The sequence below is a fragment of the Pseudomonas sp. WS 5412 genome, from assembly GCF_012985615.1.
Classification (GTDB): Bacteria; Pseudomonadota; Gammaproteobacteria; order Pseudomonadales; family Pseudomonadaceae; genus Aquipseudomonas; species Aquipseudomonas shahriarae.
In genome coordinates this window covers 38,736-53,013 of record NZ_JAARMB010000006.1, presented here as the reverse complement: position 1 = coordinate 53,013, position 14,278 = coordinate 38,736, and the positions used below count along the sequence as shown (strand labels likewise).

Annotated in this window: 12 protein-coding genes and 1 tRNA gene; 5 read left to right on the top strand and 8 right to left on the bottom strand. The window is 61.5% G+C overall.

The features are described 5' to 3' along the window. Nucleotides 1–201: 201 nt before the first annotated feature. Both HBR94_RS10255 and HBR94_RS10250 read right to left on the bottom strand, forming a co-directional pair. Nucleotides 202–615 (bottom strand): hypothetical protein, encoded by a 414-nt coding sequence (locus tag HBR94_RS10255; RefSeq protein WP_057437118.1) that lies wholly within the window; start codon nucleotides 613–615, stop codon nucleotides 202–204. A gap of 70 nt (nucleotides 616–685) precedes the next feature. Next, the gene (locus tag HBR94_RS10250; RefSeq protein ID WP_170044681.1) at nucleotides 686–1,594 is read right to left on the bottom strand and encodes an alpha/beta fold hydrolase; all 909 of its coding nucleotides are present in this window, start codon (nucleotides 1,592–1,594) and stop codon (nucleotides 686–688) included. 322 nt (nucleotides 1,595–1,916) lie between these two features. Between HBR94_RS10250 and HBR94_RS10245 the strand changes: the two genes are divergently transcribed. Continuing rightward, the gene (locus HBR94_RS10245; RefSeq protein ID WP_170044679.1) at nucleotides 1,917–3,557 is read left to right on the top strand and encodes a glycosyltransferase family 39 protein; all 1,641 of its coding nucleotides are present in this window, start codon (nucleotides 1,917–1,919) and stop codon (nucleotides 3,555–3,557) included. 29 nt (nucleotides 3,558–3,586) lie between these two features. Here the strand turns inward: HBR94_RS10245 and HBR94_RS10240 are convergent, their stop codons facing one another. From HBR94_RS10240 to HBR94_RS10215, 6 genes are all read right to left on the bottom strand, one after another. Then, a complete protein-coding gene (locus HBR94_RS10240; RefSeq protein WP_057437686.1) occupies nucleotides 3,587–5,662 on the bottom strand; it encodes a TonB-dependent siderophore receptor in 2,076 nt (691 codons plus the stop codon). 305 nt (nucleotides 5,663–5,967) lie between these two features. Beyond that, a complete protein-coding gene (locus tag HBR94_RS10235; protein ID WP_057437122.1) occupies nucleotides 5,968–6,636 on the bottom strand; it encodes a hypothetical protein in 669 nt (222 codons plus the stop codon). A 207-nt stretch (nucleotides 6,637–6,843) separates the two neighbouring features. After that, nucleotides 6,844–6,919, bottom strand: a tRNA-Phe gene (locus HBR94_RS10230). Between the two features lie 103 nt (nucleotides 6,920–7,022). Further along, a complete protein-coding gene (locus tag HBR94_RS10225; RefSeq protein ID WP_038445278.1) occupies nucleotides 7,023–7,295 on the bottom strand; it encodes an oxidative damage protection protein in 273 nt (90 codons plus the stop codon). Next, nucleotides 7,292–8,359 carry an A/G-specific adenine glycosylase gene (gene mutY / locus HBR94_RS10220; protein ID WP_057958032.1) on the bottom strand — a complete coding sequence of 356 codons (1,068 nt, stop codon included), beginning with the start codon at nucleotides 8,357–8,359 and terminating at the stop codon, nucleotides 7,292–7,294. Before mutY ends, HBR94_RS10225 begins: the two co-directional genes overlap by 4 nt. Continuing rightward, a complete protein-coding gene (locus HBR94_RS10215) occupies nucleotides 8,356–10,575 on the bottom strand; it encodes an AsmA family protein (RefSeq protein WP_170044677.1) in 2,220 nt (739 codons plus the stop codon). The genes mutY and HBR94_RS10215 overlap by 4 nt, the downstream gene beginning before the upstream one ends. A gap of 296 nt (nucleotides 10,576–10,871) precedes the next feature. Here HBR94_RS10215 and HBR94_RS10210 point away from each other — a divergent pair, with 296 nt between their 5' ends. The 4 genes from HBR94_RS10210 (at nucleotide 10,872) to HBR94_RS10195 (ending at nucleotide 14,276) form a co-directional block, all read left to right on the top strand. Next, nucleotides 10,872–12,533, top strand: a complete 1,662-nt coding sequence (locus tag HBR94_RS10210; protein WP_057958034.1) for an OFA family MFS transporter — start codon at nucleotides 10,872–10,874, stop codon at nucleotides 12,531–12,533. A 254-nt stretch (nucleotides 12,534–12,787) separates the two neighbouring features. After that, a complete protein-coding gene (hisB, locus tag HBR94_RS10205; protein ID WP_003218037.1) occupies nucleotides 12,788–13,381 on the top strand; it encodes an imidazoleglycerol-phosphate dehydratase HisB in 594 nt (197 codons plus the stop codon). Next, entirely contained in the window at nucleotides 13,381–14,019 is a 639-nt protein-coding gene (hisH, locus tag HBR94_RS10200) for an imidazole glycerol phosphate synthase subunit HisH (protein ID WP_057437127.1), read from the top strand. The genes hisB and hisH overlap by 1 nt, the downstream gene beginning before the upstream one ends. Beyond that, nucleotides 14,019–14,276: a DUF2164 domain-containing protein gene (locus HBR94_RS10195; RefSeq protein WP_029295898.1), complete on the top strand. Its 258-nt coding sequence runs from the start codon at nucleotides 14,019–14,021 to the stop codon at nucleotides 14,274–14,276. The genes hisH and HBR94_RS10195 overlap by 1 nt, the downstream gene beginning before the upstream one ends. The last annotated feature ends 2 nt before the right edge of the window (nucleotides 14,277–14,278 follow it).

Below are 14,278 nucleotides of genomic sequence, written 5' to 3'. Positions count from 1 at the left end.
TGGGAGCCGGGCAGTTAAGCGCAGATCCCCTGTGGGAGCGGGCTTGCTCGCGAAAGCGGTGGGTCAGTCAACATCAATGTTGGCTGGGCCGACGTCTTCGCGAGCAAGCCCGCTCCCACATTTGCTCTTCACTACTTTGAGCATTGCGTTCGCTTAACTGATCGGCATTGGGGCTTGCCCGGCTCCCTCATTGGTTTTGTATCAATCCTGCGCGCTGGTCAGCGCCTGGGATGCCGCCACGTAGTCCGCTTGGAACTGTGGCGATTCAATCCAGGCCAACGCCGCTGCTTCATCATCGCTGTCGGTGGACCACTGCCGATACTCGATCAGCGCCGCCAGGATAAAGTCCGTGGCGTTTTCTTCGCCCTCCTGCTCCAGCACCAGCGCCAGCAACGGGTGCGCCAGGAATGCCGCACACAGCGCCTGCTGGCTGGTCTCGCCGGCCGCGCGCATTTCCACGAACAGTTCGGTCAAGTCCACCGACTCAAGGTCAATGCGGTCGTCGTCACCGGCAAACGCATCCGGCTTCGGCGCATTGGCGCGCTGGGTGCGGTTCTGCTTGGCCTTGGCTTTTGCCCGTTGGGCACGTTTTTGCTGCTTGTCTGGCGAAGCCATGGGCTCACGTCCTTGGTTCAGGATCTGGGTGGCGTATTGAAGCGCAGGTCTGGCGAAATCCCAAGGGTTTCTACAGCCGGGTGCCCGGTGTGTCGGGCGCCAGTTGGCCGCGCTGCAGCCACGCCAGTGCAATCGGCCACAACCGATCCTGATATTCACTGCGGAAAAACGCGAAATGCCCGACGACCTCTTCGCCAATATCCCCCGGCGCGATACGCAGGTGCGTGCGCTCGCTGGCCTGGAAGTAATTCAGCAGACGCTCAATGGCGGGCACGGTGCCAAACGGGTCGTCGCTGATGCTGATCGCCAGGATCTGTGCCTGCACCCGGGCAAAAGGCAACTCGTCCAAGGCCCGCCCGCTGGGGCGTGTCTCGTAGGTGGGGGTGGGTGTGCTCCAGTCGCGCACCACGCCGGCGGGCGTGTCTTCCAGCCATCCCAGGCGCTTGCCCGGGAAATACCCGCACACGGCAGTCACCAGTGGCATCACCAGGTGCCACTTGGCAAACATCCGCCAGCGCCCGCTCGCTTGATAGTCACGCCAGTAGGCGAACTGCGCGCCCACCGTCACCAGGCGCCTGATCGCGGCGCCGGAGGCCCCGAGACCGGCCGCGCAGCCGCCAAAGCTGTGGCCGACTACATCAATGGGCTGCCCGGCAAACTCGCGTTGCGCCCGTCGCAGGATGGCCTCGAAATCCAGCCGGCCCCAGTCTGACCACGAGGCTTTGAACCCACGCAACGAGCCACTGCGCGACTCGCCGATGCCGCGATAGTCGTAGGTGATGACATCGAAACCCTTGGCAAACAGGTACTCGGCAAAGCGCGAATAGTGGCGGCAGCGCACTGAGGTGGCGGCGTTGATGATCACCACTGGGCGTTCGATATCGCTGCGGATATGGCGCCAGGTGAAGCCGCCAATGGGGTAGTGGTCGGCGGCGGGCTCGTGGAATGTCTCGGGGTGCGGGCGGCTGGGCAGGTTCATCACTGGCCTCGATCCATGCGCTTTCGATGGGGGGGTGACGACCCGTGCGCAGTTTTTATTGGAGGCTGACACTAACAAAATCGTCAGCCAAAGGCGCGCAATACCTGCCAGCCAATCCCGTAAAAAAGGCGGTTGTGGCGAGCGGGCTTGCCCGCGTTGGGTCGCGCAGTGGCCCCAAAAATGGGACAGCCATGCAGCCCAGCGTGGGCAAGCCCGCTCGCCACAGGTGTGTACAGGTAAATGTTGCATTCGGTTCAGGCGTGATTCAGCCGTGCTGCCGGCAATATACGCCAGCATCTCCCCCGCCCTGGCAGGTTAAACCATGGAACACCGCAACCGTTTTCGTGTGGAGGCCCTGGGCATTTTCCTGGTGGCCTTGTTGTTATTTACCCTGGGCATCTGGGATCAGTCGCCGCAAGGGTTTGACGGGCGTTGGGCGGTGTTTATGCAGGAGATGTTTCGCCACGGCGCGAGCCTCTTCCCCACCACCTACGGTGAGCCTTACCCGGATTATCCGGGCACGGCGACCTATTTCAGCCTGCTCTTTGCCCGGCTGTTCGGTGCGCCTAACGACCTGGCTAACGTGTTGCCCACCGCTCTGGCGTCGGCCGGGGTCGTGGCCCTGATCTACCGCTTGCTGGTGCCCTGCGGCCGGACCTGGGCGTTGCTGACGGTAGTGCTGACGGCATTGACCGCGCAATGGCTGGAGAAGTCGCGCTCAGTCTGCCTGGATCAGATGGTCTCCCTGCTGTGCCTGGGCTGTTTTTACTTGCTGCACACCGGCGAGCGCCTGGGCTCGCGGCTGCGCCAATACGCAATCTTTCCCTTGTTCGTGGCGGCGTTTGCCATGCGTGGCCCTTTGGGCTTGATCGAGGTCTGTGGGGTTGCTTGCGTGTACTGGGCGCTGGGGCCTGCCCGCACGCGGGAAGAGAAGATTGGCTTGCTGAAAAAGGTGCTTGCCCACGGCGTGATCGGCCTGGTCCTGCTCCTTGCCTGTTGGTGGGTGTTGCTGAAGCTGGCGCGGATCAGCGGGGGTGATGCTTTTGCCGACGAGGTGATGAAGATGCAGGTGGCCGGTCGCCTGGATGAAAGCGGCGAGCCGTTCTACTTCTACTTCAAGCTGAGCCTGTATCGCTATTTCCCGGTGATCCCGCTGGCGCTGGCGACGTTGATTGCCCTGCGCCACACCTGGTCGGCGCGCAATGCTGATGCCGATGTGCGCCTGATGCTGCGCCTGGGCGGCTGTGGCCTGATGATCCTGCTGGGGTTGTCGGTGCCGAACTTCAAGCGTGCCTACTACATCCTGCCGATGGTCCCGATGTTTGCCGCAGTGGCGGCTTATGGGCTGCTTCAGGCCCGGGGTTGGTTGCTTGGGGTGCGTCGGGGTTATGAGTGGCTGGTGGCGATCCTGCCGCTGCTGGGGGTTGTCGTGGTCTTGGTCTGCCGCCAGTTGTGGAGCAAACACGGTTACTGGCCTGATGTTTCAGTGCCGGGGTTGATTGCGCTGCTGATCGCCCTGCAGTTGGCGGCGGTGGTGGCCTGGCGTCGCTGGCGCAGCCGTGTGGGGGCGCGACTGGTGGTGCTCAGCCTGATCGCGCTGGCCACCCAATGGCTGGTGCTGGTGACGGTCGTGGAGCCGGCCAAGGATCTGCAGTTCGACACCAAAAACTTTGTGGGTGCGGTGGAAACCCTGCGGGCCGAGCACCCCGGGCCGCTGGTGTTTCTCAACCTTGGCAAGGACACCTGGGCCATTCGCTACATCATGAACCTGGATCATGACGAGCAGCCGCTGTTTATCGGGCGCGATGACCTTGCGCGCCTGAACGCACTGCCGCGCTCGTCCTGGGTGATTGTCGCGCGCAAGGAAACCGAACTGCTGCAGGGCACGCCGCTGCAGCATCTGGTACCGGCTTTCAATGGGCGGCTTAATGACAACCCGTTGCTGGTGTTCCGGGTGCCATGATCAGCCGCCGCCGTGGATTTACAACTCAATCAAAAGTTGTAGGCCAGCGTACCGACGAGCGTACGACGGTTGCCGATAAAGCAGTCGCCTCGCGCCAGGCATGTGGTGTAGTAGGTCTTGTCTTCAAGGTTGGTCGCGTTGAGCGTCAGGTTCCAGTTCTGGTAGCGGTACCCGAGCATCGCATCCACCAGGGTAGAAGACGGCGTTTTCAGGCGGTCGGCGCCATCCCAGCTGGTTCCCACATAGCGAATACCGGCACCGACACTGAACCCGGAAATGTCGCCGATGCTGAACCGATGTTGGCTCCATACCGAGGCCATGTTCTCTGGAACGCTGGACAGGCGTTTGCCTTGCTCGGCGGGCGCGCCCTTGATGACGGTGGTGTCGGTGTAGCTGTAGGTGCCAATCAGGTCCCAGTCGGGCGTGACCGTCACCAGCGCTTCGAGCTCCAGGCCACGGGCGCGGGTTTCACCACTTTGCAGGGTGTTCATCGCATCCAGGGGGTCGGGCATGCGGCGGTTCTGCTCGCGAATGTCATACACCGCTGCGGTGTAGAGACTGTTGCTGCCAACCGGCTGATATTTCACCCCCAGCTCCCACTGTTTGCCCTTGAGCGGTACGTAGGGCTCCAGCGTTCGCCGGTTGAGGCCGATTTGGGGCTGGAATGATTCGCTGTAGCTCAAGTAGGGCGCTATGCCGTTGTCGAACAGGTAGGTCAGGCCTGCGCGGCCGGTCACCTTGTCGTCCTTTTGCCGGGCGCTGCCTTGGGTTTGGCTGGCGGCCCAATCCTTGCGCAGGCCGAGGGTCAGCAGCCACTGTTCGTATTTGATCTGGTCCTGGGCATACAGCCCTTGTTGCATGACCCGTTGTTCCGGGTCTGCGGTGAGGCGAATGACCGAGGGATCAAAGGTGCCATACACCGGTTCGTACACGTTCAGTGGTGTTGCGTTACCGCTGGCACCTTCCCGGTTGGAGACCGCATGCTGGTAGTCGCCCCCCAGCAGCAGCGTGTGCTGTAGCGGGCCGGTGTCAAATCGGGCCTCGGCGTTTTGGTCGGCAACCCAGACTTTGACCTCTGGTTTGGAAACGTAATAGACACGGTCGAGGGTCTGGTTATCGGCGTTAAACGGTGGGTTTCTTGCGAATTTCGCATAAATCGACTGGTAGCTGACTTTGCTTTTCTGCCAGCGCAGGTTCTGGCGCAGCGTCCATGTGTCATTCAGGTGCCACGAGAATTGCGACGTCAGGGCTGTCTGGTCACTGTCGTATTCGTCGAACCCTGGCTCGCTGGCGAACCGGTTGCTGTGGATTCGGCCATATGGCGCATTCCAGACGGTACCTTTGTGTGGGAAGAACTGCGTGGTGGAGCCGCTGTCATCGCGCTGGATGTTGGCCATGACGGTCCAGTCGATATCTTCGTTGGGGCGCCAGGTCAGCGATGGCATCAGCACCTGGCGGTTGTCTTTGACATGATCAACCTGGGTGTCGCTGTCGCGCTGGATCGCCACCAGCCGGTACAGCAGCGTGCCTTGCGGGTTCAGGGCGCCGGTGGTGTCGACGGCGACCTGCTTGCGGTTGTAATTGCCGTATTGCAGTTGCAGTTCGGTGTGCTGTTCGGCTTTGGGGCGTTTGCTGACCTGGTTGATCAGGCCGCCCACCGGGCTTTGCCCATACAGCATCGACGCAGGACCCTTGAGCACTTCAAGGCGTTCCAGGGTGAAGGGGTCGGTGCGCACGTTGGTGTAAGTGCCGAAGCTCTGCTGTAAACCATCAAGGAACAGGGCCGGCGAGCTGCCTCGCACTTTCGACCAGTCTCCGCGGCTATCGAGCCCGAAGGTCTCGGCCCGCACCCCGGAAACATATCGCAATGCGTCTTGCACGGTCAGCGCGCCCTGATCGCGCATGCGGTCGGCGCTGATGACGGAAATCGACTGGGGGATCTCAGTGATGGGGGTGTCGGTCTTGGCCCCCGTTGTACTGCGCTTGGCGACGTAGCCTTTGACCGGGCCGTCGGCCGTTTCTTCTGAGGCAGTTGCCGTAATACTTTGGCTGGGCAGTTCGAGCTGGCCTGTTTTCTCGGCCGCGTCTGCGACCGGGACAAGCATCGAAGCGAATCCGAAGGGGGCAAGGCCAAACGCCTTTAACCATGAACCTGACTCGCGTGCAGAGGGCATCGCAGCTCCTTGATTATTTTTAGTGGGGCAGGGGGGATTTTGCGCGCCAGCTTAAATGATAATAATTGCTATTAGCAACCATGAGCTTCAGTCGAGCCTGGCTTTTTGGCGGGGGTGTTTGATGCGGGCGACCGGGTGGGGTCGCCCTCAGCGGGGAGTGGCAATCAAGGCTGGCAGTCAGGCAGGAGTGCGAAGTGACATTCGTCCTGAACTATCTGGAGGGGGGGGGCGGCGAACTATTTGCAGCGATACCCCTCGGGCATCGTGACGGTGTAGTTGCGCTGCACGCGATCCTGGAAGTTCAGGTTCTGCAGGCCCTGCTGCACCAGGAAGGCTTCGACTTTGGCGGCCTGGCAGTCCTCGTTGTAGGACGTTACCCGCAGCAGGTACACCGCGCGTTTGCTCGCTTCATCCCGGGCCGTGGCGGTGAAGGTGGTGAGGGTGGTGTAGCCGGTGCGCTCCGAGCTGCCTACCGGGCCATAGGTGGTGTTTGGCGTGCTGGTGCAGATCATCTGGTCGCTTTTTTTCTTGCTGTTCTTGCACACGGTGGAGGTGCTGGTTGGCACCTGCCCATACTCGGTGGCGGTATAGCGGTAGGTCACCTGGTGACTGTCGATGTCGAGGGTGATCGTGATTTTCGGCGTGCGGTTCTTGGGCAGGGACACGTCGGTATACACCTCGCGAAACCCCTGGTCCTTCATCGCGCTGACCATATCGCGCAGGTAGTAGCGGGCATTGAGCGCGTTCTCGGCATTGCCGCCGACCGACGTCACCAGCACCGTCGCCTGTCGGTCAAAGTGATAGTCCGGGTCAGGGGTTGCGTTGATCGCGACGTCCATCGTAGTAGCGCATCCGCTGAGCAGCGCTGTCAGCATTAACAGCGTGCATAACAAGTACCGGGTCATGAAATAACTACCTTGCTGAAGATTGGATTAAGGCTAGACGGTTGAGCAGGGAAATAAATAACACATCAGGTGCCAGCAAGGCTTGGCGTTAACCTAAAAGTAACCAGAGGGGCGCTGGCGATACTAAATCGCAGGCAACAAAAAACCCGCACTAGGCGGGTTTCTTGGGTGTTCCAGATGATTTTTGCACCACCTGAAACTAATAAGTGGTGCCCAGAGACGGAATCGAACCGCCGACACGGGGATTTTCAATCCCCTGCTCTACCGACTGAGCTATCTGGGCAACGGGGCGCATTAAACGGGTTTTTCAGGGGGTCGTCAAGCAAGTTTTCAAAAAATATTTAATTATTACCGTCGCTTACGTGCCAACCCCGGTTTTTGCTCAATTATTGAGCAGGCGGCACGTAGCCGTCGGCCTTGGCGTAATCCTCGCCGGAAAAGTACTTGTCCATCTCGCCCTGCAGATATTTGCGGTCTTCGGCGTTCATCATGTTCAGGCGTTTTTCGTTGATCAGCAGGGTCTGGTGCTTCTGCCAGTCGGCCCAGGCCTTGGCGGAGACGTGGTCGAAAATGTCCTGGCCCTTGGCGCCCGGGAATGGGGCACGCTCAAGGGCTGGCAGTTCTTCGTGATACTTGCGGCAGATGATGGTGCGGGTCATGACGAAACTCCTGCGTTCAATACGTCGGCCGCGCGCTTCAGCAGTTTTTTCACCGGGGCGGCAAGGCCCAGGCGCGGCGGGGTGGCGAGGTTATACCAGAGCCAGTCGGCCTCGGCCACGTGATGGGCCGATTCCTCGACCTGCACCAGCCAGGGTTCGATAGCCAGCTGGAAGTGGCTGAAGGTGTGGACCAGCCCAGGTAGCGCCTGATGCTTGCCCAGCGCCAGTGAGTGCTGGTTGGCCAGGTGTTCCAGGTCGTTCAGGTCGTCCAGCTCCGGCAAGCTCCACAGCCCGCCCCACAGGCCCGTAGAGGGGCGACGGTAAAGCAGGATCGCGCCCTCCTGGTTGGCCAGCATCGGCATCAGCGTGCGCTTTTGCGGGATGGTCTTGCGCGGCTTGGGGATCGGGTAGCGGGTTTCCAGGCCCAGCATGTGTGCCTCGCAGCCCTTTTCCAGGGGGCACAGCAGGCAACTGGGCTTGCTGCGGGTGCAGAGGGTGGCGCCCATGTCCATCATGGCCTGGGTGTAGGCATTGACGCGGTCGTGGGGGGTAAAGCGCTCGGCAGTGGCCCACAGCTGCTTGGCCACCTTGGGCTCGCCCGGATAGCCCTCCTGGGCAGTAAAACGTGCCAGCACGCGCTTGACGTTGCCGTCGAGGATCGGTGCGCGCAGGCCCATGCTCAGGCTGGCGATGGCACCAGCGGTGGACAGGCCGATGCCCGGCAGTTCGGTGAGTTTCTCTACATCGCGGGGAAACTCGCCGCCGTATTCGGCCACCACGATCTTGGCAGTCTTCTGCAGGTTGCGCGCCCGGGTGTAGTAGCCCAGCCCGGTCCACAGGTGCAGTACTTCATCTTCCGGCGCGGCCGCCAGGGCCTCGACCGTTGGCAGCGAAGCCATGAAACGGTCGAAGTAATTGAGCACGGTGCTGACCTGGGTCTGTTGCAGCATGATTTCCGAGACCCACACCCGATACGGGGTGATGCCCTGTTGCCAGGGCAAGTCATGGCGACCGTGGCGGTCGTACCAGTCGAGCACGGCCGCTGAAAATTGCTCGTTTCTCATCGGTTGAACAAACCTTTGAGGGCGTCTTTGAGCTTGGGGTTGACCTTGTCGAGCTTCTCTTCAATCTTCTCGCTGAGCTTGTTGCCCGCCATCTTGGCGGCCACCTGGCCCAGGCCGTCCTTGTCCAGGCGGCAGGCTTTGGCGCCCAGTTCCAGCGGGCCACGGCAGCGCAGCGGCACTTCGATACCCCGGAAGTTCGAGCCGACCTGGCAGGCCGGGTCCGGCATGTCGCGCTTGTCGCCCTCGACGATGATGCCCACGCGGTAGTCCATGCCCAGTACACGCAGGTCCACGTCGCCATTGCCGTTGACGGTCAGGCCGGGGATGCGCACTTTCAGGTCCGGGTTGCTCGCCACGCCGTTACGGAAAGTCAGGTTGCCCTTGAGTTCCTGGAACGGTGTGTCCTTGCTACGTGGTGTCGTGGTCAAGGTCTTGCGGTTGAGCAGGGCAATACCCGTGCACAGCTGTTGCTCAAGGTTGGCATTGAGCAGCACACCATTGTTGATGACGAAGCTGGCGGTGCCGTTGAGGCTGTCGATCAGCGCTTTCTGGCTGTTGCCACGCCCGTTCAGGTTGCTGTCGAGGGTGATCTGGCCCTTGACCGGCGGGGTTTGCCCCTGGGCTTGCAGGATGCGCTCGACCGGTACTTGCTTGATTTTGGTCTGCAACGCCAGCACCGGCACATCTTCCCGTGCATCGAGGCTGCCGTTGGCCTGGAACGTGCCGTTATAGAGGCCACCGCTCAAGGTGTCGAGCTTGAACTGGCCACCCTGGCCGGAGGCCTTGAGGGCTGCATTCTCGATGGGCAACTGGCTCAGGGTCAGTTGGCCGAAGGACAGGTCGGCAATCACGTCCAGGCTGCGCAGGCGCGCCAGGGGCAGCAGCTTGTCGGTGCTCCAGGCGCCTTTGGTCGGCGCGTCCGGCAACGGCGTGGTGCCACCGGCGGCCATGGCTCCGGCTTCGCTGCTTTGCACTTCGGCCTGGCGTGCGACGGCGGCGCTGTTGGCGGCTTCGGACTTGGCGGGCAGGTAATGGTCGGCATTGAACGTGTCGCCCTTGAGCTGCACGCGCAGGGATTGCTTGGCAAAGTCCTCCACCGCCAGGCGCCCGGTAAAGGTGCTGCCGTCGACTTTCAGGTTGAGGTCTTCCAGGGCCATGCTCGACGGCGTGCCTTGCAGGCGGCTGACCAGTTCAACTTTGCTCAGGCTCCCTGGGGCCATGGCCGGCAGGGGCTGGCCGACGCTGTCGAGGAACTTGGCCAGGTCAAACTGGGCAATCGACAGGGCGCCGCTGATCTGTGGGGTTTTATCCAGGTCGTTGACCTTTACTTCGCCCAGTGCCCGCAGTTGGTTGAGCGACAGCTTGAGGCCGGTCCACTCGGCAATGTTCGCCGACAGGTCCACCAGCAACTGGCCCTGGGTGGCAAAGGTCACGGTCTTGCCTTGCAGCGGCTCGCCGGTGGCTTCGCCTGCGACTTTCATGTCTTCGAACTGATAGCGCTTGAGGGCGCGATCAAAACGCAGTTCGCCGCTGAGTTCGCTCTTGACCCGCATCACTGGCTGGTTGCTGCCGAAGAAGGCAGTGAGTTTGACCGGGATGCTCGCGCCTTCATGCACGGCACCGGTGCTCAACTGAATGCTCTCGGCGCTGAATTGCTTGCCGGTCTGCTCGTCGTTGTACTCGATGCGGGCGTTGTTGACCGTCAGGCTGTCGATATCCAGGCGGATCGGCTGAGCCGGTTTGTCCGGCGCTGGCGCCGTGGTTGGCGCAGTCGTCACGGGTGCCTCGGCGGTGCCGGTGGCTGCAACGGGTGGTGCCTTGCCGATATCTTCCCAGTTGCCGTGGCCTTGCTTGTCGCGGTTGAGGCGCAGGTTCAGGCCCTCGACGCGCACATCGCTCATCTGCACTTCACGACGCAGCAGCGGCAGCACCCGTACCGACAGGCCGAGCATCTGCAGGTCGGCAAACGGCTGGGTAGGATTGCTCAGGGTGGCCACGCTGGCTTCATGCAACTCCAGGCCCAGCCACGGGAACAGGCTCCAGCCGATATCGCCATTGAGCGTCAGCTCGATGTGGGCCTTGTCGCGGGCAATCTGGCGAATCTCGTCTTTGTAGTCGTTGGGATCGAAGAGGTGGGTCAGGGCAAAGCCCAGAGCCACAATGATCAGCAACAGCCCGAGAAGTACCAGACCCAGGATTTTGCCGAACGCTTTCATGGGCGAGTCCTTGTATGTCGATTTCAAAATTTAGCCGCAGAGTATAACGCCGCTGGACCTGCGGCTGTTTACGCATCGTTACATAGTGTCAAACAAAACAGATGAGCCGAAAAAGGTAGTGTCAGTTTGGTTTTTCTCGCGGCGCCAAATGCTAATCTTTGCGCGTTCGCCCGCCTTCTGCGACGAAACGTCGCGCTTACAGGGAGCTTCACTCGACAAAACGGCCACGCATTGCGTGCAAAGGCCGAGGAGGAGAGCGCCTGGCGAACACAGACCAACAACTGGGGGAAACACCAATGAACACTAGCACTGCGGCCGGCATTCCTGCTGCGCAGCCTGCGTTCCTGTCCAAGGAACGCATCATCGCCAAGCCAGGGTTTAACCGCTGGCTGGTTCCGCCGGCCGCCCTGGCTATCCACTTGTGCATCGGCATGGCCTACGGCTTTTCGGTGTTCTGGCTGCCACTGTCCAAGGCGCTGGGCGTCACCGCACCGGTCGCGTGCGCGCCGGACATGAGCTTTATCGCGCAGATCTTCTCGTCGTCCTGCGACTGGCCGATCTCCATGCTGGGCTGGATCTACACCCTGTTCTTCATCTTCCTGGGCTGCTCGGCCGCTATCTGGGGCGGCTGGCTGGAACACGCCGGGCCGCGCAAGGCCGGTGTGGTCTCGGCACTGTGCTGGTGTGGTGGCCTGCTGATCTCGGCGCTGGGGATCTATACCCACCAGATCTGGCTGATGTGGCTCGGCTCCGGAGTCATCGGCGGTATCGGCCTGGGCCTGGGCTATATCTCACCGGTCTCGACCCTGATCAAGTGGTTCCCGGACAAGCGCGGCATGGCCACCGGCATGGCGATCATGGGCTTTGGTGGTGGTGCGATGGTCGGCGCCCCCCTGGCAGCGGCACTGATGGGCCACTTCGCTTCGCCGACGGGCGTGGGTGTATGGCAGAGCTTCCTGGTGATGGCCGCGATCTACTTCGTGTTCATGATCGGCGGCGCCTTGTCCTACCGCGTCCCGCCGACCGGCTGGAAGCCTGAGGGCTGGACCGCGCCGGCGAAAAAAGCCAGCAACGCGATGATTACCCATCGCCATGTGCACGTGAACGTGGCCTGGAAAACCCCGCAATTTCGCCTGGTATGGCTGGTGCTGTGCCTGAACGTATCGGCCGGTATCGGCATTCTCGGCATGGCGTCGCCGCTGTTGCAGGAAGTGTTTGGTGGCAAGTTGCTGGGTGTGGATGTGCCATTTGGCCAACTGGATGCCGGGCAACTGGCCTCCATCGCAGCCATCGCTGCCGGTTTCACCGGGTTGTTGAGCCTGTTCAACATTGGTGGGCGGTTCTTCTGGGCGTCGTTCTCTGACTACCTGGGCCGTAAAAACACCTACTTCGTGTTCTTCGCCCTGGGCTTTGCCCTGTATGCGCTGATCCCGAACCTCGGCCACTTGGGCAACGTCTCGCTGTTCGTGGCGGCGTTCTGCATCATCCTGTCGATGTACGGCGGCGGCTTCGCGACCGTGCCGGCCTACCTGGCGGACCTGTTCGGTACGCAAATGGTCGGTGCGATCCACGGTCGCCTGCTGACTGCCTGGGCGGCGGCCGGCGTGCTGGGCCCGGTGCTGGTCAACTACCTGCGTGAGTATCAGCTGAGCATTGGCGTGGAGCGTGCTGCGGCTTATGACATCACCTTGTACATCCTCGCCGGCCTGTTGGTGCTGGGCTTTATCTGCAACCTGCTGGTGCGTCCGGTGGCCGACAAGTACTTCATGACCGACGCCGAACTGGCCGCCGAACAGGCGCTGGGCCATGACAAGGGTGCCGATGCCAGCACTTCCCTGGAGTGGAAAGCCGCTTCCGGCACCGTGCCATTGGCAATTGCTGCGTGGCTGGTGGTGGGTATTCCGCTGGCGTGGGGCGTGTGGGTGACCTTGCAGAAGACTGCAGTGCTGTTCCACTAACACCGCATAACCCGTGTGGGCCCGGTTCCTGTGGGAGCCGGGCTTGCCCGCGATTGAACCCGCTTGGTGTATCTGTAGTACGCAGGCGTCTGCATCGCAGGCAAGCCAGCTCCCACACACGCCAGCTCCCGCACTTGTACTGACATGTCTATGCCCGACAGGCCGTCAGTCTTATCCCCTTCGATGTTTCTGTTTAGCGCCCGCAGCCCCTATAATGGCCACCTTTTTCGCCCAATGATTTTGCGGAGCTGGTGATGGCCGAACGTAAGGCGTCCGTCGAGCGCGACACTCTGGAAACCCAGATCAAAGCCTCGATCAACCTGGATGGCACCGGAAAGGCCCGATTTGATATCGGTGTTCCTTTTCTTGAGCACATGCTGGATCAAATCGCCCGTCATGGGCTGATCGACCTGGATATCGTCAGCAAGGGTGACCTGCATATCGACGACCACCACACCGTGGAGGATGTCGGTATCACCCTCGGCCAGGCGTTTGCCAAGGCCATCGGCGACAAAAAGGGCATCCGCCGTTACGGCCATGCCTATGTCCCGCTGGACGAGGCGCTGTCGCGTGTGGTCATCGACTTCTCGGGCCGCCCAGGCCTGCAGATGCACGTGCCTTACACCCGCGCCACGGTGGGTGGCTTTGACGTGGACCTGTTCCAGGAATTCTTCCAGGGCTTCGTCAACCACGCTCTGGTCAGCCTGCACATCGACAACCTGCGTGGCACCAACACCCACCACCAGATCGAAACCGTGTTCAAGGCTTTCGGCCGCGCCCTGCGCATGGCCGTGGAGCTCGATGACCGCATGGCCGGGCAAATGCCGTCGACCAAGGGCGTTCTGTAATGCAGACGGTCGCGGTTATCGACTACGGCATGGGTAACCTGCATTCGGTGGCCAAGGCCCTCGAGCACGTCGGTGCCGGCAAGGTGCTGATCACCAGCGATGCGCAGGTGATCCGCGAAGCCGACCGTGTGGTGTTCCCCGGTGTGGGCGCGATTCGCGACTGCATGGCCGAAATCCGCCGCCTGGGCTTTGACAGCCTGGTGCGCGAAGTCAGCCAGGACCGGCCGTTCCTCGGGATCTGCGTGGGCATGCAAGCCTTGCTCGACCGCAGTGAAGAGAACGGCGGCGTCGACTGCATCGGCCTGTTCCCAGGCGCGGTGAAGTTTTTCGGCAAGGATCTGCACGAAGACGGCGAGCATCTGAAAGTCCCGCACATGGGCTGGAACGAAGTGCGCCGCACCGTCGATCATCCGCTGTGGCATGACATCCCGGACATGGCGCGTTTCTACTTCGTCCACAGCTACTACATCGCCGCCGGTAACCCGCGCCAGGTGGTGGGTGGCGGGCACTACGGCGTCGATTTTGCCGCAGCGCTGGCCGAAGGTTCGCGCTTTGCCGTGCAGTTCCACCCGGAGAAAAGCCATACCCATGGCCTGCAGCTGTTGCAGAACTTCGCCAGTTGGGACGGGCGCTGGTAATGGCCAAGAAGATCAAGCCACCGATCCTCAATCTCACTCCCCAGCAGGAGAGTGAGGCGACCGACAAGATCAAGCGTTTCATGGAAGATCGCTTCGAGCTCCGTCTCGGGTCGTTCGAGGTGGCTGAGATCCTCGAGCTGTTCACCACTGAAATTGCTCCGCACTATTACAACAGGGCGATTTTCGATGTGCAGACGCACCTTAAAGAAAGGTTCGAAAGCATCGAAAGCGACTTGTGGGCGCTCGAAAAACCCTGATT